Here is a 24,337-nt window from a genome sequence, read left to right as displayed (position 1 = left end):
ATAATCCACGCCTCTCCAACAAAGCCGAACGAATCGAAACACCCGTGAGTGCTGCAGATTTTCTACTGTCCCCCGCCGTGCAAAAGATCATGCAGGTTCTGTATGCGGCCCCCGACCAACCGTTCTCGGTGGACGAGCTGGCCCGGCAAACCAGGCAGGAGCCGGGCGAGGCCGGCCAGACGATAGAGCACCTCGTCAAGAGCGGCATCCTCGCCAGGCAGAAGGCGGCGGCAGAGCAACCCGACACCGTCAAGCTGGACTGCTCGTTCGTCTTCTATGGCGAACTGCGCAGCATCGCCCTGAAATCGTTCGCCGCGGCCGAGCCGGTCCGCGCCATGCTGCGCTCGAAGTTCAAGGACTCGGTCGTGCGTGCCTTCGTGCTGGGAGAGGATGCCGACAACGTCATCGAACTGCTGATCGTGCATGGCGCCGTGACGCCTGACGAGACCGCCATGACGGCGGCCTGCAAGAAGCTGTCCAAAGCCCTTCATCGGCATCTGCAGGTGCACGTGATCTCCGTCGCCAGATTCAATGGCCTTGCCGATCACGACACGCTCGCGGCCAAACTGGCGAGCGCTTCGGCGTTCGAGATCATCGCGCCCGGCGACACCAAGGCGCAGTTGCCGGCCGAGCGGCTCGGGCTGCTGCAAAGTGCGAAAAAGAAGCTGGCCGCGTTGTCGCTGGCCCAGCACCGGCGCGAGTCGCGCTAAGGCGCACTACCGCTTCGCGCCCTGTCTCGTCGTGCCCGGCCTCACGCCGTCGACGCTCTGTGCCGCGGAATCCAGTACGCCAGCGTCCCGGCCGCGGCAAAGGCGATCAGCCCGGTCACGGCGATGCCCGCAGCCAACGACAGCCCGCCGGCCAGGAGGGACAGCAGCGCCGGACCGCACGAGGAGCCGATGTCGGACATCAGGCGCCAGATGCCGAGGAAGTGCGCGCGCCCGTGGCGCGGGGACTGGTCGGCGCCGAGGGTCATGATCATCCCGGACCCGATGCCGTTTCCGAAACCGATGGCCAACGAGGCGAGCAACAGCGTCAGGGCGCCGGACGTCAAGGGCATCAGCAGCATGGCCAGGCCCATGATCAGCATCGACGGCACGGCGACCCAGCGCCTGCCTTTCCTGTCCATCACCTTGCCGGCCGGATAGAACACCAGCATGTCGATACCGCCCGCAAGACCGTAGATCAGCGAAGCCACCGAGGGGGCCAGCAGCAGGTGGTCGGCCCACAGGGGAATCACGGCCTGGCGCGAAGCCCGCACCGCGCTGACGAGGACCACGCCGATGCCGAGCGTGAGGAACACATGGCGGTGATCCCGCAGCGTCGAGACGACGGAGGTCGAAGCGGGTGCCGCCTGCCCGGGCGGGACCGGTGGCACCGCGAGGTCGGGGATGCGGGCGCCTATCGCGGCGGCCCCCATCACCGCCACGATGCCGACCACATAGGCGGCCTGCAGGCCGAATGCATGCACCGCCGCCGCCGCCAGGAAAGGCCCGGCAAACATGCCGATGCGCATGACGCCGCCCAGGGTCGACAGTGCCCGGGCCCGGTATTCGACAGGCACGGCTTCGGTCATGTAGCTCTGGCGCGCCAGGTTGTAGACCGCCTGCGACATCCCCACCATGAAGCATCCCGTGGCGAACAGGCCCAGATGGGTCGTCAGCACGCACAGGAGCATGCCGAGACCGCTCCACACACCCGCCGCGACGATGGCCCAGCGTTCGCCCCAGCGCATCGTGATCATCGAGGCGGGAATGTTGTTGAGCAGCGAGCCGATGCCGATCATCGCAATCACCAGCGCCGCCATGGGCACGGAAGCCCCCAGGCCACGCGCCGTCAGCGGCACGATCGGAAGGATGGCGCCCTCGCCCAATCCGAACAACAGCGAGGGCGCAAAGGCCGGCACGGCTATGCGCCACAGGGAGAACGAAGTCGCGGAGGAAGAGGTCGAATCGGCGGGCGGGGATGACATGCGCAGAGGGGTTCGGGTAGTGGCCGTCGCCCGCCTGGCGGACAAGACAGCGTGATTGTCTCGCCGCCGACGAATTCCTGCAGCGCACTGGCACCCGGTCGATCACGCGCACGCGCCCTGCGTTGCAGGGCGAGTGGCGTGCGACAGGACACTTGGTATCGTTTCACGCAACCCGCGCACAAACTTCACCCTGACTTCACCTGCCCCGAGCACACTGCCCTTCGACAGTGGTTCGGCGCTGGTAGAGGCCAGGGAGAAAAAAACCGCTCAGGGAAACCGCCTCGATGCCGGCCACTGTCACTCTCTCGTCTTCTGATCTTGCCGCACCACGATCGCGGCAGTGACCGCTCAGAAGGTGACCCACTCCCTGTCGTTCTCGCGCTGGCCGCCCTTCGGATTGCCAAGCACCGGCACGGCTGATGCACCGTTGGAAATGCGCTGCGCCCGAGCAGGGGCCGTGGCGCTTTTTTCTTTGGCACGCCGTTCGCCGCCGTGCGCCGCGCGGGAGGACAGCTCCGTCTCGGCGCGCTCCGCGCGCCAGCCCGTCCCCAACTGGAAGAACTCGACGAGCGAAGATAGCCGCACCGCCTGGCTCTTGAGGCTTTCCGCGGCGGCAGCCGATTCTTCGACCAGCGCAGAGTTCTCCTGAGTCATCTGGTCCAGCTGCGTCACCACCGAGTTGATCTGGTCGATCCCGGCCGCCTGCTCGACCGCTCCCGCACTGATTTCGCTGACGGTGTGGGAGACGCGCTGAATGCTCTCGACGATCTTGCCCATCGTCGCGCCCGCATCGTTGACCAGTTGGGTGCCCGACCCCACCTTGTCGACCGATGCTTCGATCAGCGTCTTGATTTCCTTGGCCGCGACCGCGCTGCGTTGCGCGAGATTGCGGACCTCGCTCGCCACCACGGCGAAGCCCCGTCCCTGTTCGCCCGCCCTGGCGGCTTCCACGGCCGCGTTCAGTGCCAGGATGTTGGTCTGGAAAGCGATGCCGTCGATCGTGCCGATGATGGCGGCGATCTTCTGCGAACTCCCGTGGATGTCACGCATCGTCTCCACCACTTCCGAGATGACTTCCCCGCCGTGCACCGCGACCTGCGATGCGGCCTGTGCCAGCTGGTTCGCCTGCTGCGCGGCTTCGGACGCCGTCTTGACGGTGGTCGTGAGTTCTTCCATCGATGCCGCGGTCTGCTGAAGGCTGCCGGCCGTCTGCTCCGTGCGGCTGGAAAGGTCGACGTTGCCTGAGGCGATCTGGGCGCTTGCCGTGGCCACGGAATCGCTGCTCTCGCGCATGCCGGTCAGGGTCTTGATCAGGTTGTCGCGCATCGCCGCGAGCGCCCTGAGCAAGTCGCCCACTTCGTCCTTGCTGCTGGCGCTCAGGCTGCGGGTGAGATCACCGCGCGCGACGGCCTCCGCCAGGCCCACGGCTTCCTTCAGCGGAATCACGATGCCCCGTGCCACGCTCCACGACAACAGCACGGCCAGCAAGATGGCAACGCCGGTGCCCGAAGCGATGAGGAAGAACCCGGTGGTGAACGTCTGGTTGCTTTCTTCGGCCTCGACCTTGGCGCGATCCTCGTTGTGCTTGACCAGCTGAGTCAGCGGCTCCTTCAAGGCCAGGAAGGTCTCCCGCGCCTCGCCATTGAGCAGCTCGACGGCTTCGGCCCGCCGCTCTTCCTGGACCAGCCGTTCCACCTTGGCGTGCGACGCGGTCCATGCCGGATACCGGGCCTTCACCCGGTCGTAGATGGCCTGCTCGGTCGCATCGCCGATCGACGCCGGATAGGCCTTGTCGATGTCTTCGTAGGCCTTGGAGGTCTCGGCGATGGACTGCCGGACGGCCGCGGCTTCGGCCGCCGGCATCGTTGCCAGGCGGAATTCGAGCAGGCGCACCCGGTTCGCGATCTCGCTCATCTGGCCCGCATCGCGAACGCTCGCCATGCGCGCCGTCACCATGAAGTTGGTCTGATCGTTGAGGCGATCGAGGCGGTGGATCGAAATCACGGCCATCACGATCATCAGCAACACGATGCTGAGAAAGGCAAGTGCCAGCTTGGCGGAGATTCTGAGATTTCTGAAAAGCGTCATGGCGGTTGGGTCCAGGTTGCGGGGCGGGGCCGGTACCGTGCGTGGCGCCGCGCCCATGTCTATTGCTGCCTCCTGTCTATCGGCAGCGGTGACCCACAACGCATCTGACATATGTCATGCCCGGCGTCCTGACGGGATTTCATCGATCCCTCGGGCTGCCCCTGCTAGAGTGCATAGGGCTCGCGTCGTTCATCGCGAGACGCGTGTCCAGCGTGACCAGGCTGGCGGTGAGTTCGGTGACCCGGGGGCGGCGGCGATGGCGTCGAGGATGATGGAAAACGGAAACTTCGACGCAGGAACAACGGCCGACGTGCTGATCGTCGAGGATCAGGCGCTCGTGAGCGCCGGCATGCGCTCCCTTCTGCAGAAGGCCGCACCGCATTACCGGGTGCACGAGGAATCCTCGTACCAGGGGGCGATTGCTCGCCTGGCGGCCGGCTCGTTCCAGTTCGTCTTCATCGACATCCACCTCGGCTCGGAGGCCTCCGGCCTGGACGTCCTGCGTTTCGTGCGCGAACGCGAAATGCCCTGCCACGCCATCATGCTGTCGGGCGACGACGACCGTGCGCTGGTTCTCTCCTGCATCGCGCAGGGCGCGTCTGGCTACATCACGAAGGCCACCGGAGACGGTGGCGTCTTCTCGGCCGCCATCCAGACGGTTCTCGACAACGGGATCTATCTTCCCGAATCGATCCTCGAGCGCGCTCCCAGGAGCGAGACCGCCGCGGGCGCCTATGGCTGCACCGCCGCATCTCTGGGGCTGGCGCCCAGGCAGCGCGAGGTTCTGTATTACCTGTGCCAGGGCCTGCCCAACAAGGCCATCGCCAACCGCATGGGCATCAGCGAAGGGACGGTCCGAAAAAGCTATGTCTCGGAACTGCTGCGATTCTTCGGCGTGGCCCGGCGCACGGAACTGCTGATCGAGGTGTCTCGCCGGCGCATACGGATTGCCGTGCCGGGCTCGGAGGGTTCATGAAGGCCGCGAAGGCCGCGAACGCCGCTCACGCCGCGATCGCGGGCCTTCTTCGAATCGTCTTCTGCTGCGCGTTGGTGCTTGCCTGCCATGCCGCCTCGGCCGATGCCGGTCACAGGGTGCTGCAGGTGGATTACCTGGTCGAAGGCGGCACGCCGCTTTCCTTGTCCGAGGTCACCGCGCTTCCCGAAAAAGCCTGGAAACGCAGGCCCTGGTCATCAGCCAGCTATGGCTTCGCAACAGCGCCCCACTGGTTCAGGAGCGATCCGCTCACCGCGAGCCCCGGCGACGCGGGCACCCTGATGGTGGAGGTGGGGTACCCCCTGCTCGATCATCTCGACCTGTACGTCAAAGCCGGCGCAGCCACGTCCTGGACGCGGTGGAGCCTGGGCGACCGGCTGGCTTTCGCGCAGCGTCCCTACAACGCGCGAAGCTTCGTCGTGCCGGTGTCGGTGCAGCCCGGTGACAAGGTCGAGATTCTTGCGAGGGTGCAGACCGAAGGCGCGATGCGCTTTCCTCTGGGCATCTGGCAACCGCGGCAATTCGAGAAGGTCGAACACACGGCGCTGCTGGCCAACGGCATCTATGTCGGGCTGATGGGCGGGCTGTTCTTCTGCCACCTCATCATCTTCCTGGTCGTGCGCGAGCGCATCTATCTCTACTACGTCGGATGGATCCTGATGACCGCGGGATTTGTCCTCAGCTACAACGGCATCGCGTTCCAGTACCTCTGGCCCGAGGCCACGGCATGGAACGACTGGTCGCGGATCGTCTTTCTCCTGCTCGCGGCCGGGCTCTTCACGTCTTTCACGATTCAATTCGTCAGCAATGCCGCAGCTTTGGCGCGGCGGTGGCACTGGGCGCCGGTGCTGCTGGCGGTTGCCCTGGCCATGGGCGCGAGCGGGCTGCCCTTTCCCCAGGCCGTTCGCGTGGCGTTCCTGGTGCAGTTCGTGGCCATGGTGGTGTGCTTCGGTCTCGCGCTCGGCAAGGTTCGGGCCGGCCATGCCCACGTCCGTGTCTTCCTGGTGACGTTCTCGGGCGTCCTGATCGGCGCCGTCCTCAACACGCTGGATATGTTGGGAATCACCGCCCGTTTCGGAGGCTCCATCGAGTTCGAGGTGGCGCCGCAGGTGGGCTCGGCACTCGCGGTTCTTCTGTTCTCGGCGGCGTTGGCCCACAGGCTGCTCGAAGAGCGCCGCCAGCGCGCCATCGCGGCGGAGCTTGCGCGGACCAACGCGACACTGGCCGACTCCATGCGCGTGCAACAGCAGCGCTCCGAGCTCCTGCTGAAAATCAAGGACCGTCTGCGCACCGATGCCGAGCGCAGGGACCAGCGAAAATCCCGCTTCCTGGCCGATGCCATCCACGATTTGCGCCAGCCGCTGCAGGTGATCGGGAACGCACTCGAACCCATCGGTGAAGCGATTCAGGCGGGTCGCACGGCCGACGCTCTTGGCCTCGCCGGGATGGCGAGCCGCGCAGCGGGCAACATGCGCGCCCAGCTGGCCGCCATCATGGATCTCTCGCGGCTGGAGTCGGGCTTCGTGAAGGCGGAGCTGTCCGACTTCGACCTGGTGGCGCTGCTCAGGGACACGGTCGAGCAGACCAGGGCCATCGCCCACGAAAGCGGCACCTGCGTCGAATTCGATCCGCCCCCGGGGAAGCCGGTGTTCGTGAGGAGCGACCGCCACTTCCTCCAGCGCATTCTCTTGAATCTCGTCAGCAACGGCGTCAAGTACCGGTCCGCGGAAGGGGGACGCCGCAGCCACGTGCGCCTGCTCCTGACGGCGCACGGCGAGCTCACGCGCCTGGCCATTCAGGACAACGGCCTCGGAATAGCCGAGGAAGCCCTGCGCAGCGACATCATCTTCCGCCCCTTCGTCCAGCTGAACAATCGACATGCGCAGGCGGCCGACAAGGGCGTGGGCCTGGGGCTGTCGATCGTCTCGGCCATGCTGAAACTGCTCGACGGCCATCAGCTTTCCATCCAGTCCGAGGTGGGCGTGGGAAGCACCTTCACGCTGGAGATTCCGGCATCGGTGATCGCTCCGGCCTTCGACGGCATGGCGCTCGACGACTTCATGGCCGGCGGCGTTGAAGCGAGCCGCGGCAAGTACGTCGTGCTGATCGAGGACGACGAGCTGGTCAGGCAGTCGCTCGCCGCGGTATTCAATGCGCACGGCGTGTTGCACGAGGCGTGGGGGTCGATCGAGGAGATGAGGCGAGAACTGCCGCTGACCGAGCGGGCGCCCGATGTCCTGCTCAGCGACTATCGTTTGCCGGACGGGAAAACCGCCCTCGATGCGATCGAACTGATGCGCGCGCACTGGGGCGATGTGCCCACCCTCATCGTGACCGGCGAGTCGCTGAACTCCTATGCGCTCACGTCCTTGCGCGGGATCCCGATCTGCTACAAGCCCGTGGCGCCTCTGGACCTGCTGCGCCGGATTGCCGCCAGCGCGAGGCGCGCGGCCGAGCCGCCGGGTGCTGCCGGCGACGACGATCAATCGCCGTAGCTTTTCCCGACCCGCATCAGTTCCGGCGTACCGATCACCTCGTTGAGTGCGTCGAAATCCAGCATCTGTGAGCGCCAGGGCTGCGTGGTGCGGTGCCGGTGCAGGCTCGCGTAGTAGCCCTGCAGGGTGTGCACCACCGCACGGGCGGTGCCGCCGGGGAAGATGGCGATGCGAAAACCGTGCCTTTGCAGCGCGTCCGCATCCTGGATCGGCGTCTTGCCGCCTTCGACCATGTTGGCCAGCAGCGGCACGCGGTGCGCGAAGCGGCTGCAGGCCGCATCCATCTGCTCGGGCGAACGCAATGCCTCGATGAAGAGCGCGTCCACACCGCATGCGAGGTACGCTTCGGCCCGCTCCAGTGCGGCGTCCAGGCCCTCCACCGCCACCGCGTCGGTACGGGCCAGGATCAGCGTGTCGCTCGACGCACGCGCGTCGAGCGCGGCCTTGAGCTTTCCGACCATCTCGCGCTCGGGCACCACGGCCTTGCCGTCGAGGTGCCCGCAGCGCTTGGGGAAGGTCTGGTCCTCGATCTGGATCATGGCCGCGCCCGCGCGTTCGAAACCGCGCACGGTGCGCTGCGTGTTCAGCGCATTGCCGAAGCCGGTGTCGGCATCGACGATCACCGGCAGGCGCACGCGCTCGGTGATGTGCGCAAGCGTGTCGGCCACCTCGGTGAAGGTCGTCAGGCCGATGTCGGACCGGCCGAGTCGCGTATAGGCGATGGATGCGCCCGAAAGGTACAGCGCCTCGAAGCCCGCCTGCTCGGCCACCAGCGCGCTCAGCGCGTCGTACACGCCGGGGGCCAGCACCACGTCGGGCTTCGACAGGCGGCTCTTGAGGGTGTGATTCGTCATGCCGACGTCTCCTTGGATCGAATGAGCGCGGCGGCCGTGCGCGCCGCGATGAAGCCACCGGCCACGGCGCTCAGCAGTCCGTTGCCGGAGAGGTAGCCCCACACCGCGTCGCCGGAAACGCCACCGGCCGCGCCGCCTGCGGCCAGCAGGTTGGGCAGGGGGGTGCCGTCCTCGCGCAGCACGCGGGTGTCGGCGGCAATGTCGAGGCCACCCTGGGTGTGGAAGAGCGCGCCTGTCACCTTGACCGCGAAATACGGGGCGTCGAGACCGCGTGCGAACACGCGTCCATCGGGTGCCGGCGCGCTGCCTCGCAGCGTGTCGAGCGTTTGCTGCAGCACGGCGTCGTCGCAGCCGATGCAGGCGGCCAGTTCGTGCACCGACTCGCATCGGCGCAACGCGCCGGCCGCTTCGGCATCGCAGAAATCCGGAAAGCCCCGTGCCAGCGCGAGCAGCGGTGTGTCGAACACGTTCCATGCCACGCCGCCGGGCTGCGCCAGCACATGCACCGCAGCCTCCGAGTAGCCCTGCGTCTCGTCGTGAAAGCGCCGACCCTCGCGGTTGATCTGCACCCCGCCTTCCATCATCACGGCCCACGACATCAGCGCGCCCTGCGGGGTGACCCAGGAGCCGTGTCCCTGGTAGCCGCCCAGGTCGCGCAGCCGCGCGCCCAGCGCCTGGCCCCAGAGGATGGCGCTGCCGTCGTTGCCCACATGGCCGCCGAATGCGGCTTCGGCCATCTCGGGCAGCAGCGCGCGCACCATCTGTGCATTGCCCCCGAAGCCGTTGCAGGCCAGCAGCAGCGCGTCGCAGCCGAGCGTCTCGCGCCGGCCGTCAGGGCGCAGGTAGTCGATGCCGATCACGCGGTCGTCGGCGTCGAGCACCAGCGTCTCGGCCACGGCCTGCGTCAGCACCGGAATGCCCGCGGCTTCGGCCGCCGCCTGGAGCCTTGCCATCAGCGCGGCGCCGGTCTTCTGGGGCAGCGTGTGCATGCGGTGCACGCTGTGGCCGGGGTAGAGAAAGCCGTCGAGCAGCGTCCAGTCGAAGCCGTGGCGCGCCTGCAGCGCATCGAGCGCCGGGCCGATGGCGGCGGCATACGCATCGACCAGCACCGGCGCGGCGCGGCCGTGCGCCTTGGCCTGGATGTCGGCGGCGAATCGCGCGGCGCTGTCGTCGACACCGTGCGCGCGTTGCACGCGCGTGCCCGGCGCGGGAATGAAGCCCGAGGACAGCGCCGTCGAGCCGCCCGGCTGCGCATCGCGTTCGAGCACCACGCAATCGACGCCTGCGTCCGCCAGCATCAACGCGGCCGTGAGCCCGCAGGCACCGCCCCCGACAACGGCCACCGACACATGCGCGTCGGCCGGAAGCGACGCCGCACGGCGGACGGTTCGCACGGGCGCCGTCGTCATGCCAGCGAATCCGCGAAGGGTTGGCACGCCGTGACCTCGGCCACATTGCGCATGTCGGCCAGCGCTGTCTGGTGGCGCTCCTCGCCGAAGGCCGCGCAGCCGTCCGCCAGCACCAGCGTGCGGTAGTCGCGCATGTGGGCGTCGCGCACGGTGCTCGCCACACCGCCGTTGGTCACGATGCCGCATACGGCCACCGTGTCGATGCCCGCGCGGCGCAGCACCCAGTCGAGCTGCGTGTTGAAGAATGCCGAGTACGCGACCTTGCTGACCGTCACGTCGATCAGACCGGTTAACGCATCCACGTTCGCCTGCCCCCAGCTGCCGGGGGCAAAGTCGCCCTTCTTCAGGTATGGGCGCAGGGCCTTGAGATGCGGCGACACCATCGGCTCTCCGCTCGCATCGGGCCACAGCGTGAACTGGCTCGCGACGACCAGTCCACCGGCCGCCTTCAGCGCGCGTGCCACGGCTGCCACGCGATCGGGCAGCAGCAAGGCGGGTGGATTGGTGTCGCCGCCGCGTGCGTAAGCGCCCTTCGCGTCCAGGAAGTCGTTCTGCAGATCGATGATGACCAGCGCCGTATTGGCCGCGACGATGCGTTGCCCTTCGCTCATGACGGCCTCACCAGCAGGTTGCCGTACGCATCGACCTCGGCATGGAAGCCCGGCTCCAGCCAGACGGTGGTGTCGGCCTGCTCCAGGATGGCGGGGCCGTCGATGCGCGCGCCCACCGGCAGTTCGAGGCGGGCGTAGCGCGCGGCGTCGTGCCACTGGCCCTGATGGAACACGCGCTGCGTGCCCAGCGGCGCAATGCTGCCCTCGCCTTCGGGCGCCAGCACGGCCAGGTCGAACTTGGGGCGCACGCCGATGCGCGCATAGCGCAGGTTCATCACGCGGATCGCGATGCCGTCGAGCACGCGGCCGAAGGCGGCGCTGTAAGCGGCTTCGAAGGCGGCGCGGACCGATGCGGCGGTCAGCGGCGTCTTGCCGGTGTCGGCCAGCGTCACCGGCAGCGTGTGCGTCTGGCCCGCGTAGAGCATGTCCAGCGCCACCACCTCGCGCACTTCGTCGAAGCGCACGCCCGACGAGTCCAGCCGCTGCTGGCAGCTGGCGGCCAGTTCGTCGATGCGGCGCCGCAGGTCGGCCACGTCGAGATCGGCCAGCGGCGTATTGAGGGTCTGCACCGCGTCATGCCGCATGTCGGCGATCACGCAGCCCAGCGCCGAGGTGACGCCGGGATAGCGCGGCACGATGCCGGTGGCCACGCCCACTTCACGCATCATCGCGCACACGTGCAGCGCTCCGCCGCCACCAAAAGGCATGTAGGCGAAGCGGCGCGGGTCGTGCCCGCGCTCGATGGAGACCAGACGGATCGCGCCGGCCATGCGTGCATTGGCCACGGTCAGGATCGCCTCGGCCGCCGCATGCACGTAGAGCCCCAGCGGGCGCGCGACGTGCACTTCGATGGCCTCGCGCGACTTCTGCGCATTCAGCGCCGCGAGCAAACCGCCACCCAGCGGCCGGTCGGCGGCGATGCGCCCGAGCAGCACGTTGGCATCGGTCACCGTAGGGCGCATGTTGCCGCGTCCGTAGCATGCCGGCCCGGGCACGCTGCCCGCCGACTCCGGTCCGACCTGGAGCATGCCGCTGGCGTCGACGGACGCGATGGAGCCGCCGCCGGCGCCGATGGTCTCGATCTGGATCATCGGTGAGCGGATCACCATGCCGAACTCGATGGCGGTCTGCGCCGCCAGCGCGGCCTCGCCGTTGGCCACCAGCGACACGTCGAACGACGTGCCGCCCATGTCGCCCGTGATGGCGTTCGGAAAGCCCGCCGCACGCGCGATTGCCGCGCAGGCGATGACGCCCGCCGCCGGGCCCGAGAGCGCGGTGCGCACCGGCAGGTCGCTCGCGGTCTGGCGCGACATCACGCCGCCGTTGCTTTGCACCACCAGCAGTTCGCCCGCGAAGCCCTGCGCACGCAGGTCGCTCTCCAGGCGTCCGAGGTAGCTGCCCACCACCGGCTGCAGCGCCGCGTTGAGCGTGGCGGTCGAGCAGCGCTCGAACTCGCGGATCTCGGGCAACACCTCGCTGGCCGAGGTGACGTGCGGGTTCGGCCAGATCTCGCGCACCGCCGCCACCGCGAGGCGCTCGTTCTCGGGGTTGGCGTAGGTGTTGATGAAGAACACGCAAACCGCCTCGCAGCCGGCTTCGAGCAGCGAACGCGCTTCGGCGCGCACCTGCGCCAGGTCGACTGCCGTGTGCAGCGTGCCGTCGGCCAGCACGCGCTCGTCGACCTCGCGGCGCAGGTCCCGCGGCACCACCGGCAGGAAGCTGCCGCGCAGGCCCCAGGTCTGCGGGCGGTCGCGGCGGCGCATCTCGAGCACGTCGCGAAAGCCGCGCGTGGTGATGATGCCGGTGCGGGCCACCTTGCGCTCGAGCAGCGCATTGGTGCCGACCGTGGTGCCGTGCACGATGGTGGCGATGGCCGCGGCCGAATTGGCCACGCGCGCCACGCCGTTCATGAAGCCGCGCGCTTCCTCGCCACGCGTGGAAGGCACCTTGACGATGCGCGCGGTGCCGAGGGCTTCGTCGAGCACGAAGAGGTCGGTGAAGGTGCCGCCGACATCGACGCCGACGACCAGGGATTTGCCAGGGGAACTCATTGGGACGCTTTCTTGTCGTTGCTGCCGTTGGTCACATAGCCCATGGCGGCATCGGCTGCTCGCTGTTCGAGGGGCCGCCCGGCGGCGTGGCCCCAGCCGCCGCCGCCGGGGGTTTCGAGGCGCACGCGCTCGCCGCGCGCCAGCGTGATGCCACGCATCTTCGACACCATGGGCGGCGTATGCCATTCGCCGGCGTTCTCGTAGCGGAACACGTTGACGGCACCGCTGCCGCCGCCCGCGATGCCCTTGGGCGGCGAAGTGCCGCGCTCGCCGAAGACGAACACTTCCGCATCCTTCTCGAGCAGCTCGATTTCGTAGACGGCCCCCAGGCCGCCCCGATGCTGGCCATCGCCGCCGGAGTCGGCGCGCAGCGACCATTCGGTGAATCGCACGGGATACGCCGCCTCCAGAATCTCCAGCGGCGGAATCGTTGCCGTGGAGATCGGCGCGTTGCCGTGCGCCAGGCCGTCGCCGCCCGAATGGCCGCCATGGCCGCCGCCGAAGAAGCTGAACATCACCCAGCGCTGGCCCTCGCGGCCCTTGTCGCTGCGATGCCCGGCAATCGACAGCGCATTGATGGTGCCGTAGGCCTGCGCCACGGCGCGCGTGGGATCGGCCTGCGCGGCGGCGCTGAAGATCACGTCGATCATGCGCAGGATGGTCTCGGTGTAGCCGCCGACCGGGCGCGGGCGCTCGCAGCTGATCACCAGCTTGTCGGGAATGACGAAGTCCACCGCGTCGAGCACCCCCGCGTTCGCGGGCACGTCGGGAAACAGGTGCTTGAGCGCGACGTAGCAGGCAGCCACCGCGGTCGCGCGCGAGATGTTCACCGGCCCCGCGCATTGCGGCGACGTGCGCGAGAAATCGAGTGTGAGCCGGTCGCCCGCCACGGTCATGTCCAGTGCGATGGTCAGCGGCTCGTTGACGATGCCGTCGTTGTCCAGCACATCCTCGAAGCTGTAGCGCCCGTCGGGCAGCGAGGCGATGTGCGAGCGCATCAGGCGCAGCGCGCGGCCGCGCAGTTCGCCCAGCGCGTTCATCACCAGGTCGTCGCCGTACTCGTCGAGCAGGCCGTTCAGCCGCCTGGCGCCGAGTTCCAGCGCGGCGAGCTGGCCGTTCAGGTCGCCCCAGAGGCTGTCGGGCAGGCGCGTGTTGGCCTGCAGGATGGCGAGCACGTCGGCGTCGAGTTCGCCATTGCGCACGATGCGCACGGGCGGGATCTGCACCGCCTCCTGCCAGCATTCGGTGGCGGCGGGGTTGTAGTTGCCGGGTACCGCGCCGCCGACGTCGTGCCAATGGGCCGCCGAGGCCATGTGGCAATACAGCTTGCCGTTGCGGAAGAAGGGCTTGACCAGCTTGAAGTCGTTGGCGTGCGTGCCGCCGTCGTAGGCGTCATTGCTGATCCAGACGTCGCCGTCCTTCATCCCGCCGCGGGCGTCGGCGGCCTTGGCCGTGGCTCGCACGGCGAAGGCCATGGCGCCCACGAACACCGGCAGGCCCGACTTGCCCTGCACCAGGGTGTCGCCGGTGACGGCGTCGTACAGGCCGTGGCAGGCGTCGTGCGCCTCGGCAATGATGGGATTGAACGCGCTTCGATAGAGCGTGGCATCCATTTCGTCGGCCACCTGTTCGAGGCGGCCGCGCAGCACGGCGAGCGTGACGGGGTCGAGGGTCGGGGCACAGGAGAGATCAGGCATCGGGGGCTTTCGTGAAGGCGGTTCGGGCAGCGCGCTGGCGCAGCTGGTTCAACAATCCGCCGGCGCGGACCATGTCCATGAGAAATCCGGGCACCGGCTCGCAAGCCAGGCGCCGTGCGCCGGGCGCGACGATCTCCGGCGAGCCCGTGTCGAGGGCGATCTGATCGCCCTCGCTCAGCGCCTCTGCCTCGGCGCAGGTCAGCAGCAGCAGCCCCACGTTGAAGGCATTGCGAAAGTAGAGGCCGCTGTACGAGGGCGCGATGACCGCCGCCACGCCCAGTTGCACCAGCACGGCGGCGGCCTGCTCGCGCGAGGAACCGATGCCGAAGTTGGGCCCGGCCACCAGCACGTCGCCGGGCGCCACGCCCGCGGCGAAGTCGGGGCGGATGGCCTCCAGGCAGTGCTTCGCGATCACGTCGATGCCGTGCTTCATGGCATGGCCCGGCGCGAGCAGGTCGGTGTCGATGTCTGCGCCCAGGCGCCAGACGCGATGGGTGGCCCGGGTGACGCTCATGCCAGCACCTCGCGCGGATCGGTCACGCGGCCGCGCAGTGCCGCGGCGGCCACCGTGTAGGGTGAGCCCAGGTACACCTGCGCGGTCGGCGAGCCCATGCGGCCCTTGAAGTTGCGCGCCGTGGTCGAGATGACGGTGATGTCGTCGCCCATCGGGTCGCCATAGCCCGAGCAGGCTCCGCACGCGGTCGGAAACAGCTCAGCGCCCGCGTCCATCAGCGCCTGCAGAACGCCCTCGGCGCGCGCCTGCTCCTGGTCCTGGATGCTGGCGGGCGCGACGATCAGGCGTATGCCGGGCGCCACCTTGTGTCCGCGCAGCACCTGCGCCGCGGCGCGCAGGTCGTCGAGCTTCGCGCCGGTGCACGCGCCGATGTAGGCCACATCCACGCGCGTGCCCGCATAGCGGCTCACGCCGTGCGAGTTGGCCGGGCTGTGCGGCGCGGCGATGTGCGGCTCCAGCATGGCGGCGTCGAAGCGGTGGCGCGTGAAGTCCGCGTCTTCGTCGGTGAACCAGCGCGCCATGTCGGCGCGCGGTGCGCCCGCGCCTTCGAGGAAAGCAGCCGTGGTTTCGTCGGGCGCGATCAGCCCGGCCTGCGCGCCCAGCTCGGCGCTCATGTTCGACAGCGTCATGCGCTCCTGCATCGACAGCGCGGCCACCGCCGGCCCCGCGAACTCCACGGCCTGATAGCGTCCACCGTTCATGCCGAAGCGCCCGATCATGTGCAGCATCATGTCCTTGGCGGTCACCCCGGCGGGCAGCGCGCCGTCCCACCACATGCGGATGGTCTCGGGCACGCGCAGCCAGATCTCGCCGGTGACGACCACGCCCAGCATCTCCGTGCTGCCCACGCCGAACATGTAGGCACCGAATGCCCCGCCGGTGGGCGAGTGCGAGTCGCCGCCCACGCACAGCATGCCGGGACGGATGTGGCCGTGCTGCGGCACCACCACATGGCAGATGCCCTGGCTGTCGTACACGTGCGGCAGCTGCTGGTCGCGCGCCCAGTCGCGCGCGATGCGCACGATGCGCCGCGAGTCGTCGTCGCGCTCGGGCACGTAGTGGTCCATCACCAGCACGATGCGCGAGCGGTCCCAGATCTGTGCGCCCAGTTCCTCGAGCATGGGTTTCAGGCGGCGCGGACCCGAGGAGTCATGGAACATGGCGAGGTCGACGCCGCAGGTCACGATCTCGCCCACCGCCACGTGCGCCCGGCCGCTCGCGCGCGCGATGAGCTTCTGCGCCATTGTCTGCGGCGCTGTGCGGCTTGGCATTCGGGTTGCTGCGGAAGGGCTCATTCCGGCTTGGCTCCCGAGAACTTGACGACCTTGGCCCAGCGCGGAATCTCGCTTTGCACGAACGCGGCGAACTGCTCGGGCGAGTTGCCGACCGCCACGGCACCCTCGGTGTCCAGCCGCTTGAGCATGTCGGGCTGCTGCAGCGCATGGCGCGCCGCGTCGCTGAGCTTGCGCGCCACGTCGGCTGGCAGGCGCGCCGGGCCGAACAGCCCGAACCACGCGCTCGACTCGTAGCCCGGCAAGGCCTCCGCGATGGCCGGGACGTCGGGGAACGCGGGCAGGCGCTTCGCGGTGGTCACGCCCAGCGCCTTGAGCTTGCCGGCCTGGATGTGTGCCTTGACGTTGCCTACCGCCGCGAACATCAGCTGCACCTGGCCGGCGAGCAGATCCTGCACGGCGGGCGCGGTGCCTTTGTAGGGGATGTTCACGATGTCCACGCCCGACTGCATCTTGAAGGCCTCGCCGGCCATGTGCAGCGAGGAGCCCACCGCGCCGATGGCGAAATTGAGCTGTCCGGGCCTGGCCTTGGCCAGCGCTATGAGCTCGCGCACGTCCTTCACCGGCAGGCTGGGACTGGCCACGAGGATGGACGGCGAGGTGGCCACGCAGGTGAGCGCGGTGAAGTCCTTCACCGGGTCGAAAGGCAGCGTGGGGTATAGCGTGGCATTGATGGCGTGGCTGGTGAAGCTCAGCAGCAGCGTATTGCCGTCGGACGCGGCCTTGGCGACCGCGTCGGCGGCGATGTTGCCGCCCGCGCCGGGCCTGTTCTCGACGATCACGGTGCGGCCCAGGGCGGGGCCCATGCTGACGGCCAGCGAACGCGCGAGCGTGTCGGTCGAGCCGCCGGCGGGCGCACCGACGAGGATGCGCACGGGCGCGTTGCCGACCTGCGCACGGGCGCCGGCGGCAAAGGCCAGCGCGGCCAGTGCGGGGGGCGCGATGAGGATGTCACGGCGTTTCATCGGGAGGTCTCCTTGTATTTCTTGAAGGGCTCGGTGGGCTCACAGGCCCAGGTACGCACGCCGCAGCTCGTCGCTGCGCATCAGCGCATCGGGCTTGCCGGAGAAGCGCACGCTGCCGTTCTCCAGCACGTAGGCGCGGTCGGCGATCTCCAGCGACTGGCCCACGTTCTGCTCGACCAGCAGCACCGCGAGGCCGCCGTCGCGCAACTCGCGAATGAGCGTGAACATTTCTTCCACCAGCAGCGGCGACAGGCCGAGCGAGGGTTCGTCGAGGATCAGCAGCACGGGTTCGGCCATGAGCCCGCGCGCGATGGCCAGCATCTGCTGCTCGCCCCCGCTCATGGTGCCGGCGTGCTGCGCCATGCGTTCGCGCAGGCGCGGGAAGATGTGGAACATCTTCTCGACGTTGGCCGCGCGGCGTGCGCGTGCGCGCGTGAAGGAGCCGAGCTCCAGGTTCTCCAGCACGCTGAGGTTGGGAAACACCTTGCGCCCTTCGGGCACCTGGATGAGACCGGCCTTGACCACGTCGCGGTAGTGCGCACCGCTCAGGTCCTTGCCGTCGAAGCGCACGCTGCCGCTCCATGCGGGCACCAGGCCGCAGACCACCTTGTTCAGGGTCGACTTGCCCGCGCCGTTGCTGCCGAGCAGCGCGACCATCTCGCCGGCGTCGACCTGCAGGTCGACGCCGCGCAGCACCTCGACGCGGCCATAGCCGCCGCGCAGGCCCTGGATGTCGAGCAGCGCGCTCATGCGGATGCTCCCGCAGCGGCCTTGCGCAGCCGCGCCGCCGTGCCGTGCCCGAGGTACGCCTCGACGACCCGGTCGTCGGAAGTCACCTGCGCGGGGTTGCCCTCGGCGATGAGCCGGCCCTGCGCCAGCACCCACACGTGCTCGGCGAGGTTCATCACGGCCTGCATCACGTGTTCGATCATCAGCACGGTCACGCCGCTGTCGGCGATGCCGCGCACCACCGGCATCATCTCGGCGATCTCCTGCGGGTTGAGGCCTGCGAGCACTTCGTCGAGCAACAGCAGGCGCGGGCGCGTGGCAAGCGCGCGGGCGAGTTCCAGGCGCTTGCGGCCGGCCACGGTGAGGTCAGATGCGGCCTTGTCCAGCTGCGGCGCCAGGCCCACGCGCTGCGCGACCGCCTCGGCGTTGCGCAATGCCTCGGCGCGGTTGCGCACGTGCAGGTGCGCGCCCACGGCGATGTTCTCGCGCACGGTCTGCGCGGCGAAGGGCTTCACGATCTGGAAGGTGCGCGTCATGCCGAGCACCGCATTGCGGTGCGGCTCGTGGCCGGTGATGTCCTGCCCGGCGAAGCGCACGCTGCCGGTGTCGGGCTTCAGAAAGCCGGACATCAGCGCGAACAGCGTGGTCTTGCCCGCGCCATTGGGACCGATCAGCGCCGTGAGGCTGCCCTGCGTGACGGCCAGGCTCACGTCCTGCACGGCTTTCAGGCCGCCGAAGGAGCGCGAGATGCCGTCGAGTTTCAACAAGGGCTCAGTCATTGCGCTCTCCCTTTGCCTTCCACAACTGCCGCACCGACAGGCCCAGCCCCGCCACGCCGCGCGGCAGGAAGATCACGATCAGCACGAGCACCGTGCCGTAGATGACCATGTTGATGCCCGGCAGCTCGCCGAACAGGTTGCGCGTGAGGTCCGACAGCAGATGCAGCACGGCCGCGCCCAGCACCGGCCCCCACAGCGTGCCCATGCCGCCCACGATGGCCGCGACCAGCGCCTCCACCGAGGTGACGGAGCCGTAGGCGATGCCCGCGTCGATGTACTGGAACACCTGCACGTAGAACGCACCGGCCGCGCCCATGAAGGCGGCCGACAGGCCGATGGCCGCGAGCTTGACGCGAAACGGATTCACGCCCACGGCGCGCGCGGCGTCCTCGTTGTCGCGCACCGCCTGCAGGTAGGCCCCGAAGCGGCCGTTGCGCAGCCACCAGGTCACGAGCAGCGCCACGACCACCATTGCCAGCACCACCCACAGGTAGCCCGCGCGCGACGCGAACTGCATGTTGCCCACCGCTTCGCGCAGCGGCACCATGAGGCCGACGCCACCGCCGGTGAAGGGCACCGAAGTCGCGACGATGCGGAACACCTCGGCGAAGGCCAGCGTGACCAGCGCGAAGTAGGAGCCCTTCAGGCCATAGCGGAAGGTGAGCGCGCCGACGAAAAGGCCCACCACCGCGGCACCAGCCACCGCCAGCGGCAGCGCGACCCACGCGTTGATGCCGCCCTGCAGCTGTGCGATGGCCTGGATGTAGGCGCCGGTGCCGAAGAACAGTGCGTGCCCGAAGGAGAACTGCCCGCCAAAGCCGCCGAGGATGTTCCAGGCCTGCGCGATGAGCGTGGCGTAGAGCGCCATCATCACGAAGTTCAGCATGACGCCCGACTGGGTGACCAGAGGCACGCAGCCGACGACCACGGCAAAGAGCGCGATGGCCGCGAGCTGTCTGTATCCGGCGTTGATTCCCGCTTTCATGCCTTGGCTCCGAACATGCCCTGCGGGCGGAACAGCACCACGCCGATGAAGATGGCGAAGATGCCGATCTGCCCGAGCGACTCGCCCAGGTACAGGCCGCCGAGCGACTCGACCACGCCCACGAGGAAGCCGCCGATGAGCGCGCCCACGAAGCTGCCCATGCCGCCGAGCACGACGATCATGAAGGCCACGAGCACGAAGCCGCTGCCGACCTGCGGGTTGACGTAGTACGCGGGCAGCAGGAAGCACGCGGCCGCGCCGAGGCAGGCCAGGCCGATGCCGAAGCTCATGGCGTACACGTGGTCGACGTCGATGCCCATGAGCTTGGCGCCCTCTTTCTCCTTGGCGACGGCGCGAATGGCACGGCCCAGGTCGGTGCGGCCCATGATCCAGAACAGGATGCCCGAGACCACCAGCGCGCCGGCAAAGGCGACCAGCTTGGGCACCGCGATCATGGCGGGGCCGATGGCCACGGTGCTCAGCGAATAGGCGGTCTCGATGCTGCGGGTGTCGGACTTGAAGAACAGCAGCGCGAGGTTCTCCATGACGATGGCGATGCCCAGCGTGGCGAGCAGGATGTTCTCGTCCTTGCCGTGGCCTGCCTTGTTGATGACGACGCGCTGCAGCGCATAGCCCAGCGCGAACATGCCGATGATGGCAATCGGCAAGGCCATGTAGGGGTCGATGCCCCAGCGCTCCTTCAGGAAGTACACGGCGTACAGGGCCAGCATCAGGCTTGCGCCATGGGCGAAGTTGATGATGTGCAACACGCCGTAGATGAGCGTGAGTCCCACGGCGATCAGGGCGTATACGGCGCCTGTCGTCAGTCCGTTGAGGACCGAGGGGAAAAGAATGTTGATGTCTGGCATGTGGCTGGCTGGTGCTTGGCTTCTTGTCTCCTCATGAAGGCCGCCCGCCATGCGGTGCCGGCCCTGCGGCTCAAGCCTTCAGCGGGAAGACGGGGTCCACTTCGCGGTAGTCGCGCGGGATGATCACCTTGATGTCGTTCTTCACCACCTGCGTCATCAGGGGCTGCGCGCCTTCGTTCTGTCCGTGGACGAACTTGGTGGGGCCGTACGGCATGATGTGATTCGAGAAGGTGCTCTTCTCCAGCGCGTCGATGATGGCGGCGCGCTCCGTCGACTTCGCGCGCTCGATGGCATCGGCCAGCAGCCACATCGAGGTGTAGGTCATGAAAACCTCGTAGCTGAAGAACTGGCCCTTGGCCTCCACGCGCTTGCGCAGTTCCTGCGAGCGCTTGTCCTTCGGGTTGAACCAATGGTTGCAGTCGATGATGCCGTTGGCCGCGTCCGGAAACTCCTTGACGAACTTGTAGCTCGACGCGGCGCCGCCCAGCACCGAGAAGATCGCCTTGGGCACGACCTTCTGTTGCTGCATGGTGCGCACCAGCAGTGCGTATTCGTTGTAGTAGTTGGCGGGGATCACGATGTCGGGGTTGACCGACTTCATGCGCAGCACGATGTTGTTGAAGTCGCGCGTGGGGTTGGCATGCTTGACCACCTCCTTCACCTCGAAGCCGTAGCCCGGGAGCTCGCGCGACAGCAGCTGCGCGGTGCCAGCGCCGAACAGCGACTCCTCGTGGATGATCATCACGGTCTTGGCGGGGCTGCCCGCGGCCTTGTTGAGCACCAGCAGGTTGGCCATGGCCACCTCGGTCGACTTCCTGTAGCCGGGACCGAAGCGGAAGGTGTTCTTCAGGCCGCGCTCGACGATCTGGTCGGCCACGCCCACATCCACCACATGCGGCAGGTTGTACTTGGCGGCGGCCTGCGTGGTGGCCAGGCAGATGGCCGAGGCGAAGGCGCCCACGATGGCCGAGACACCGGCTTCGTTCATCTTCTCGACCTCGGCCGCGCCGGCCTGCGGCTGCGACTGCGCATCGCCCAGCAGCGCCTCGAGCTTCGCGCCGCCGAGCGACTTGATGCCTCCCGCGGCGTTGATGTCCTCGATGGCCATGAGCGCACCCAGGCGGCACTGCTGGCCGGAATAGGCGAGCGCACCGGTGACCGGATGCAGCACACCGACCTTGACGGTCTTGGGCTGCGCGCCGGCCACGAGCGGGAAGGCGACGGCAGTGGCCAGGGCGGCGGACTGCGAAACGAAACTGCGGCGGTTCTGCATGGGGCTTTCCTTCTTCTTCAGTTGAACTGGGCTGACACGTCTTTGCTGACCCACACCTTCGCGTCGATGCTGCCCACGCGGGAGAGCTGCATCTCGTAGGTGTAGCGGTCGGGGCGATAGAGGCCGTGCAGCCACTGCACGGGCCGCTCGTCTTCGTCGTAGATCAGGCGGCGCACCGCGAGCAGCGCGGAGCCGACGGACACATCCAGGTGCTGTGCGAGCACGTTGTCCGCCAACCGCGCCGAAATGGTCTGGTGCGCGCGCCCCACCTTGACGCCGGACTCTTCCAGCAGCACGAGAATGGGCTTCTTCGACAGCTCGCGCCGGCCGAAGCGGCGTGCGATGGAGTCGGGCACATAGGTCGTGATGTGCGAGAGCGGCCCTTCCTTGGTGGAGCGCACGCGCACGGCCTTCTGAACCGGATCGCCGAGGTCCAGTTGCAGAGCCTGGGCGACCTGCGTGGACGCGGTGATGGTCGCCACCTCGATCACCTTGACGGAGGTATGAAGGCCCATGGTCACCAGGTTCTCGAGCAGGCCGCGCAGATTGGCACGCTCCATGCTCTTGCCCTCAGGCCCGTCGCCCGCGACGGGCGGCGCCAGTGCGCGCGTGCGGCGCCCCGGGTTGCGCGCGATCAGGCCCTCCGAGGCCAGCTGTTCCAGCGCGCGCCGGACCGTGACACGCGCGACATTGAACTGCGCCATCAGCGCAAGTTCGCCCGGCAGGCCTTCCGCGAAACGCCCCTCGTGCAACTGCTCACGCAGGACCAGATAGATCTGGTGGTATTTCGGCAAAGGCATTTGCGACATGCCTTTGATGTTTTTGCAGTTTCAATGTTCTGTCAATGGGACATTTAAAACGCCAACGCTTTCCGGACTAGTCGCACGGTCACCCTAAAGTTTTCCTATTTGTTACCGATATGTGAAACCGTGGGCGTTCAGCGTCCGGCAGGCGCAGTCCGCGTGGGCAAGGCGATGGCGGAGCGCTGACGCACATGCGACGCGACCGGCGAGGTCGATGCGCTTCGTTTCGGCCCCAGTCCCGGACGGATTGGCTCGGCGCCAGACACCGCGTAAGGGGCTCTCACAACCATCAGAGGAAAAGACAAGTGACTATTCGGACTTACTACAGGCCACTGGCTGCGGTGAGCGCTGCCGCGCTGCTGCTGCTTTCAGCATGTGGCGGTGGTAGCAATGGGGGAGGCTCGTTCTTCGCGGGCGTCGGTGCAAACGGGAACACCAGCAGCAGCGGCAACAGCGGCAATCCGCCTACCAGCGGCGAGACCACAACCAACACCGACTCGACCGCCAAATTCACGATCGGCGGCACCATCTCGGGCTTGAGCGCCGAAGGGCTGGCACTTCAGAACAACGGTGCGGACTCGCTTTCAGTGGCCAGCGGTGCCACGAGCTTCAAGTTCTCAAGGGCACTGACGTCCGGCGCCTCGTACAGCGTTGGTGTCGCGGGCCATCCCTTCGGCGAAGTCTGTTTCGTCAACGGTCCGTCTGGTACCGCGACCGCGGACGTGGTGTCGATTGCCATCGTATGCGGTGACTGGGTCGCGGTCTCGGCGAAAGTCGATGTGTTCTCGGGCGCCACGACGCCGGGCGTCGCGGACGGGGCCGGTTCCAGCGCACGCTTCAAGGGACCCTATGGGCTCGCCTTCGGTCCTGACGGAACCATGTACGTTGCGGACACCGCTAACAACACGATCCGCAGTATCACGCCCGCAGGCGTCGTTTCGACGCTCGCCGGCGATTCCAGCCTGCCAAGCGGGGGGCACGACGACGGAGCCGGAACGGCAGCGAGCTTCAAGGGACCCAGAGGTGCCGCCGTCGGTGCGGACGGCACCATCTATGTGGCCGACTATGAGAATCACATGATCCGCAAGATCACGCCCCAAGGTGCCGTGAGCGTCTTTGCGGGCAGTACGGCTGCGGGCAACGCCGATGGCTCGGGCACCAGCGCGCAATTCCAGTATCCATGGGGCATCGTGGTGGACGCCGGCGGCAATCTCTTTGTCGCGGACCAAGGCAATCATCTGATCCGCAAGATCACGCCCGCGGGTGTCGTTTCGACCTTCGCTGGCTCGGGCGCGCCGGGATTCGTGAATGCCAACGGGACGAGCGCGCAGTTCCACTACCCCACCGGACTGGCCATCGATGCCGCGGGCAACCTCTATGTGGGAGACCAGAACAACAACGTGATTCGCCAGATCACCCCCCTGGGGACAGTGTCGACATACGCCGGCAGTGGGGTGTCGGCTTCCATCGACGGCACAGGCTCGTCGGCGGCGTTCAATCTCCCGATCGGCGTCGCGATAGATGCCGGCGGCAACGTCTACGTGACGGAGTTGCTCAGCAACAGCATCCGCAAGATCTCGCCGGCGCAGAAGGTGACGACGCTGGCCGGTGGCAGCTCTCTCGGCGCATACGTGGATGGTCCCGGTAACGACGCGCGCTTCAGCGACCCGATGGGTGTTGCCGTCGATCGCAACGGCGATGTGTTCGTTGCGGATCGCTCGAACAACATGATCCGCAGGATCACGCGCACCCACTGACCCTGTCCTTCCCACGAAGCCGACGGGCGCATCCTGTATGCGGAAGCGCCTGGCGGCTGGTGCGCAAGAAGATCGTCGAGCGTGCTGGCCATTCGCTTGGCGCCTTGGCAGCCGTCAGCAGCATGCGGAGAGTGCATGAGCCGCGAACTCGCCAGCAAATGCAACCCCGACGGTCCTGACCCGCAGAGCCACGACCGAAC

20 protein-coding genes are annotated in these 24,337 nt (G+C 67.9%); 4 read left to right on the top strand and 16 right to left on the bottom strand.

The window, feature by feature from the left end; genetic code table 11:
- Positions 1–77: 77 nt before the first annotated feature.
- Positions 78–710, top strand: coding sequence for a hypothetical protein (locus QRN67_RS28415; protein WP_285414589.1), 633 nt, complete (start codon positions 78–80; stop codon positions 708–710).
- A 41-nt stretch (positions 711–751) separates the two neighbouring features.
- Here the strand turns inward: QRN67_RS28415 and QRN67_RS28410 are convergent, their stop codons facing one another.
- Positions 752–1,972, bottom strand: coding sequence for an MFS transporter (locus tag QRN67_RS28410; RefSeq protein ID WP_285414588.1), 1,221 nt, complete (start codon positions 1,970–1,972; stop codon positions 752–754).
- 348 nt (positions 1,973–2,320) lie between these two features.
- Positions 2,321–4,060 carry a methyl-accepting chemotaxis protein gene (locus QRN67_RS28405; RefSeq protein ID WP_285414587.1) on the bottom strand — a complete coding sequence of 580 codons (1,740 nt, stop codon included), beginning with the start codon at positions 4,058–4,060 and terminating at the stop codon, positions 2,321–2,323.
- A gap of 310 nt (positions 4,061–4,370) precedes the next feature.
- Here QRN67_RS28405 and QRN67_RS28400 point away from each other — a divergent pair, with 310 nt between their 5' ends.
- Together QRN67_RS28400 and QRN67_RS28395 are read left to right on the top strand one after the other, a co-directional pair.
- On the top strand, positions 4,371–5,036 hold the full coding sequence (locus tag QRN67_RS28400; protein ID WP_285414586.1) for a response regulator transcription factor: 666 nt from the start codon (positions 4,371–4,373) through the stop codon (positions 5,034–5,036).
- Entirely contained in the window at positions 5,033–7,549 is a 2,517-nt protein-coding gene (locus QRN67_RS28395) for a hybrid sensor histidine kinase/response regulator (RefSeq protein ID WP_285414585.1), read from the top strand. The genes QRN67_RS28400 and QRN67_RS28395 overlap by 4 nt, the downstream gene beginning before the upstream one ends.
- Here the strand turns inward: QRN67_RS28395 and QRN67_RS28390 are convergent.
- From QRN67_RS28390 to QRN67_RS28325, 14 genes are all read right to left on the bottom strand, one after another.
- Positions 7,537–8,403 carry an isocitrate lyase/PEP mutase family protein gene (locus tag QRN67_RS28390; protein ID WP_106937763.1) on the bottom strand — a complete coding sequence of 289 codons (867 nt, stop codon included), beginning with the start codon at positions 8,401–8,403 and terminating at the stop codon, positions 7,537–7,539. The two genes, QRN67_RS28395 and QRN67_RS28390, sit on opposite strands and share 13 nt — an antisense overlap.
- A complete protein-coding gene (locus QRN67_RS28385) occupies positions 8,400–9,812 on the bottom strand; it encodes an FAD-dependent oxidoreductase (protein WP_285414584.1) in 1,413 nt (470 codons plus the stop codon). The genes QRN67_RS28390 and QRN67_RS28385 overlap by 4 nt, the downstream gene beginning before the upstream one ends.
- Entirely contained in the window at positions 9,809–10,423 is a 615-nt protein-coding gene (locus tag QRN67_RS28380) for a cysteine hydrolase family protein (RefSeq protein WP_106937765.1), read from the bottom strand. Before QRN67_RS28380 ends, QRN67_RS28385 begins: the two co-directional genes overlap by 4 nt.
- The gene (locus QRN67_RS28375) at positions 10,420–12,474 is read right to left on the bottom strand and encodes a hydantoinase/oxoprolinase family protein (RefSeq protein ID WP_285414582.1); all 2,055 of its coding nucleotides are present in this window, start codon (positions 12,472–12,474) and stop codon (positions 10,420–10,422) included. Before QRN67_RS28375 ends, QRN67_RS28380 begins: the two co-directional genes overlap by 4 nt.
- On the bottom strand, positions 12,471–14,171 hold the full coding sequence (locus QRN67_RS28370) for a hydantoinase B/oxoprolinase family protein (protein WP_285414580.1): 1,701 nt from the start codon (positions 14,169–14,171) through the stop codon (positions 12,471–12,473). Before QRN67_RS28370 ends, QRN67_RS28375 begins: the two co-directional genes overlap by 4 nt.
- The gene (locus QRN67_RS28365; protein WP_285414579.1) at positions 14,164–14,685 is read right to left on the bottom strand and encodes a LeuD/DmdB family oxidoreductase small subunit; all 522 of its coding nucleotides are present in this window, start codon (positions 14,683–14,685) and stop codon (positions 14,164–14,166) included. The genes QRN67_RS28370 and QRN67_RS28365 overlap by 8 nt, the downstream gene beginning before the upstream one ends.
- Positions 14,682–15,956 carry a 3-isopropylmalate dehydratase large subunit gene (locus tag QRN67_RS28360; protein WP_285414578.1) on the bottom strand — a complete coding sequence of 425 codons (1,275 nt, stop codon included), beginning with the start codon at positions 15,954–15,956 and terminating at the stop codon, positions 14,682–14,684. Before QRN67_RS28360 ends, QRN67_RS28365 begins: the two co-directional genes overlap by 4 nt.
- 20 nt (positions 15,957–15,976) lie before the next feature.
- Positions 15,977–16,942 carry a tripartite tricarboxylate transporter substrate binding protein gene (locus QRN67_RS28355; protein ID WP_106937770.1) on the bottom strand — a complete coding sequence of 322 codons (966 nt, stop codon included), beginning with the start codon at positions 16,940–16,942 and terminating at the stop codon, positions 15,977–15,979.
- Positions 16,943–16,981: 39 nt separating this feature from the next.
- Positions 16,982–17,692: an ABC transporter ATP-binding protein gene (locus tag QRN67_RS28350; RefSeq protein ID WP_106937771.1), complete on the bottom strand. Its 711-nt coding sequence runs from the start codon at positions 17,690–17,692 to the stop codon at positions 16,982–16,984.
- Positions 17,689–18,450 carry an ABC transporter ATP-binding protein gene (locus QRN67_RS28345; protein WP_106937772.1) on the bottom strand — a complete coding sequence of 254 codons (762 nt, stop codon included), beginning with the start codon at positions 18,448–18,450 and terminating at the stop codon, positions 17,689–17,691. The genes QRN67_RS28350 and QRN67_RS28345 overlap by 4 nt, the downstream gene beginning before the upstream one ends.
- Positions 18,443–19,435, bottom strand: a complete 993-nt coding sequence (locus QRN67_RS28340) for a branched-chain amino acid ABC transporter permease (RefSeq protein WP_081266176.1) — start codon at positions 19,433–19,435, stop codon at positions 18,443–18,445. The genes QRN67_RS28345 and QRN67_RS28340 overlap by 8 nt, the downstream gene beginning before the upstream one ends.
- Positions 19,432–20,304 carry a branched-chain amino acid ABC transporter permease gene (locus QRN67_RS28335; protein ID WP_285414577.1) on the bottom strand — a complete coding sequence of 291 codons (873 nt, stop codon included), beginning with the start codon at positions 20,302–20,304 and terminating at the stop codon, positions 19,432–19,434. Before QRN67_RS28335 ends, QRN67_RS28340 begins: the two co-directional genes overlap by 4 nt.
- 70 nt (positions 20,305–20,374) lie before the next feature.
- On the bottom strand, positions 20,375–21,577 hold the full coding sequence (locus QRN67_RS28330; protein WP_285414575.1) for an ABC transporter substrate-binding protein: 1,203 nt from the start codon (positions 21,575–21,577) through the stop codon (positions 20,375–20,377).
- Between the two features lie 17 nt (positions 21,578–21,594).
- A complete protein-coding gene (locus tag QRN67_RS28325; protein ID WP_106938481.1) occupies positions 21,595–22,377 on the bottom strand; it encodes a GntR family transcriptional regulator in 783 nt (260 codons plus the stop codon).
- 344 nt (positions 22,378–22,721) lie between these two features.
- Here QRN67_RS28325 and QRN67_RS28320 point away from each other — a divergent pair, with 344 nt between their 5' ends.
- Positions 22,722–24,137 (top strand): NHL repeat-containing protein, encoded by a 1,416-nt coding sequence (locus QRN67_RS28320; RefSeq protein ID WP_285414573.1) that lies wholly within the window; start codon positions 22,722–22,724, stop codon positions 24,135–24,137.
- The last annotated feature ends 200 nt before the right edge of the window (positions 24,138–24,337 follow it).

This window comes from Variovorax sp. efr-133-TYG-130 (genome assembly GCF_030208835.1).
Classification (GTDB): domain Bacteria; phylum Pseudomonadota; class Gammaproteobacteria; order Burkholderiales; family Burkholderiaceae_C; genus Variovorax.
This window is presented reverse-complemented; position numbering and strand designations above follow the sequence as displayed.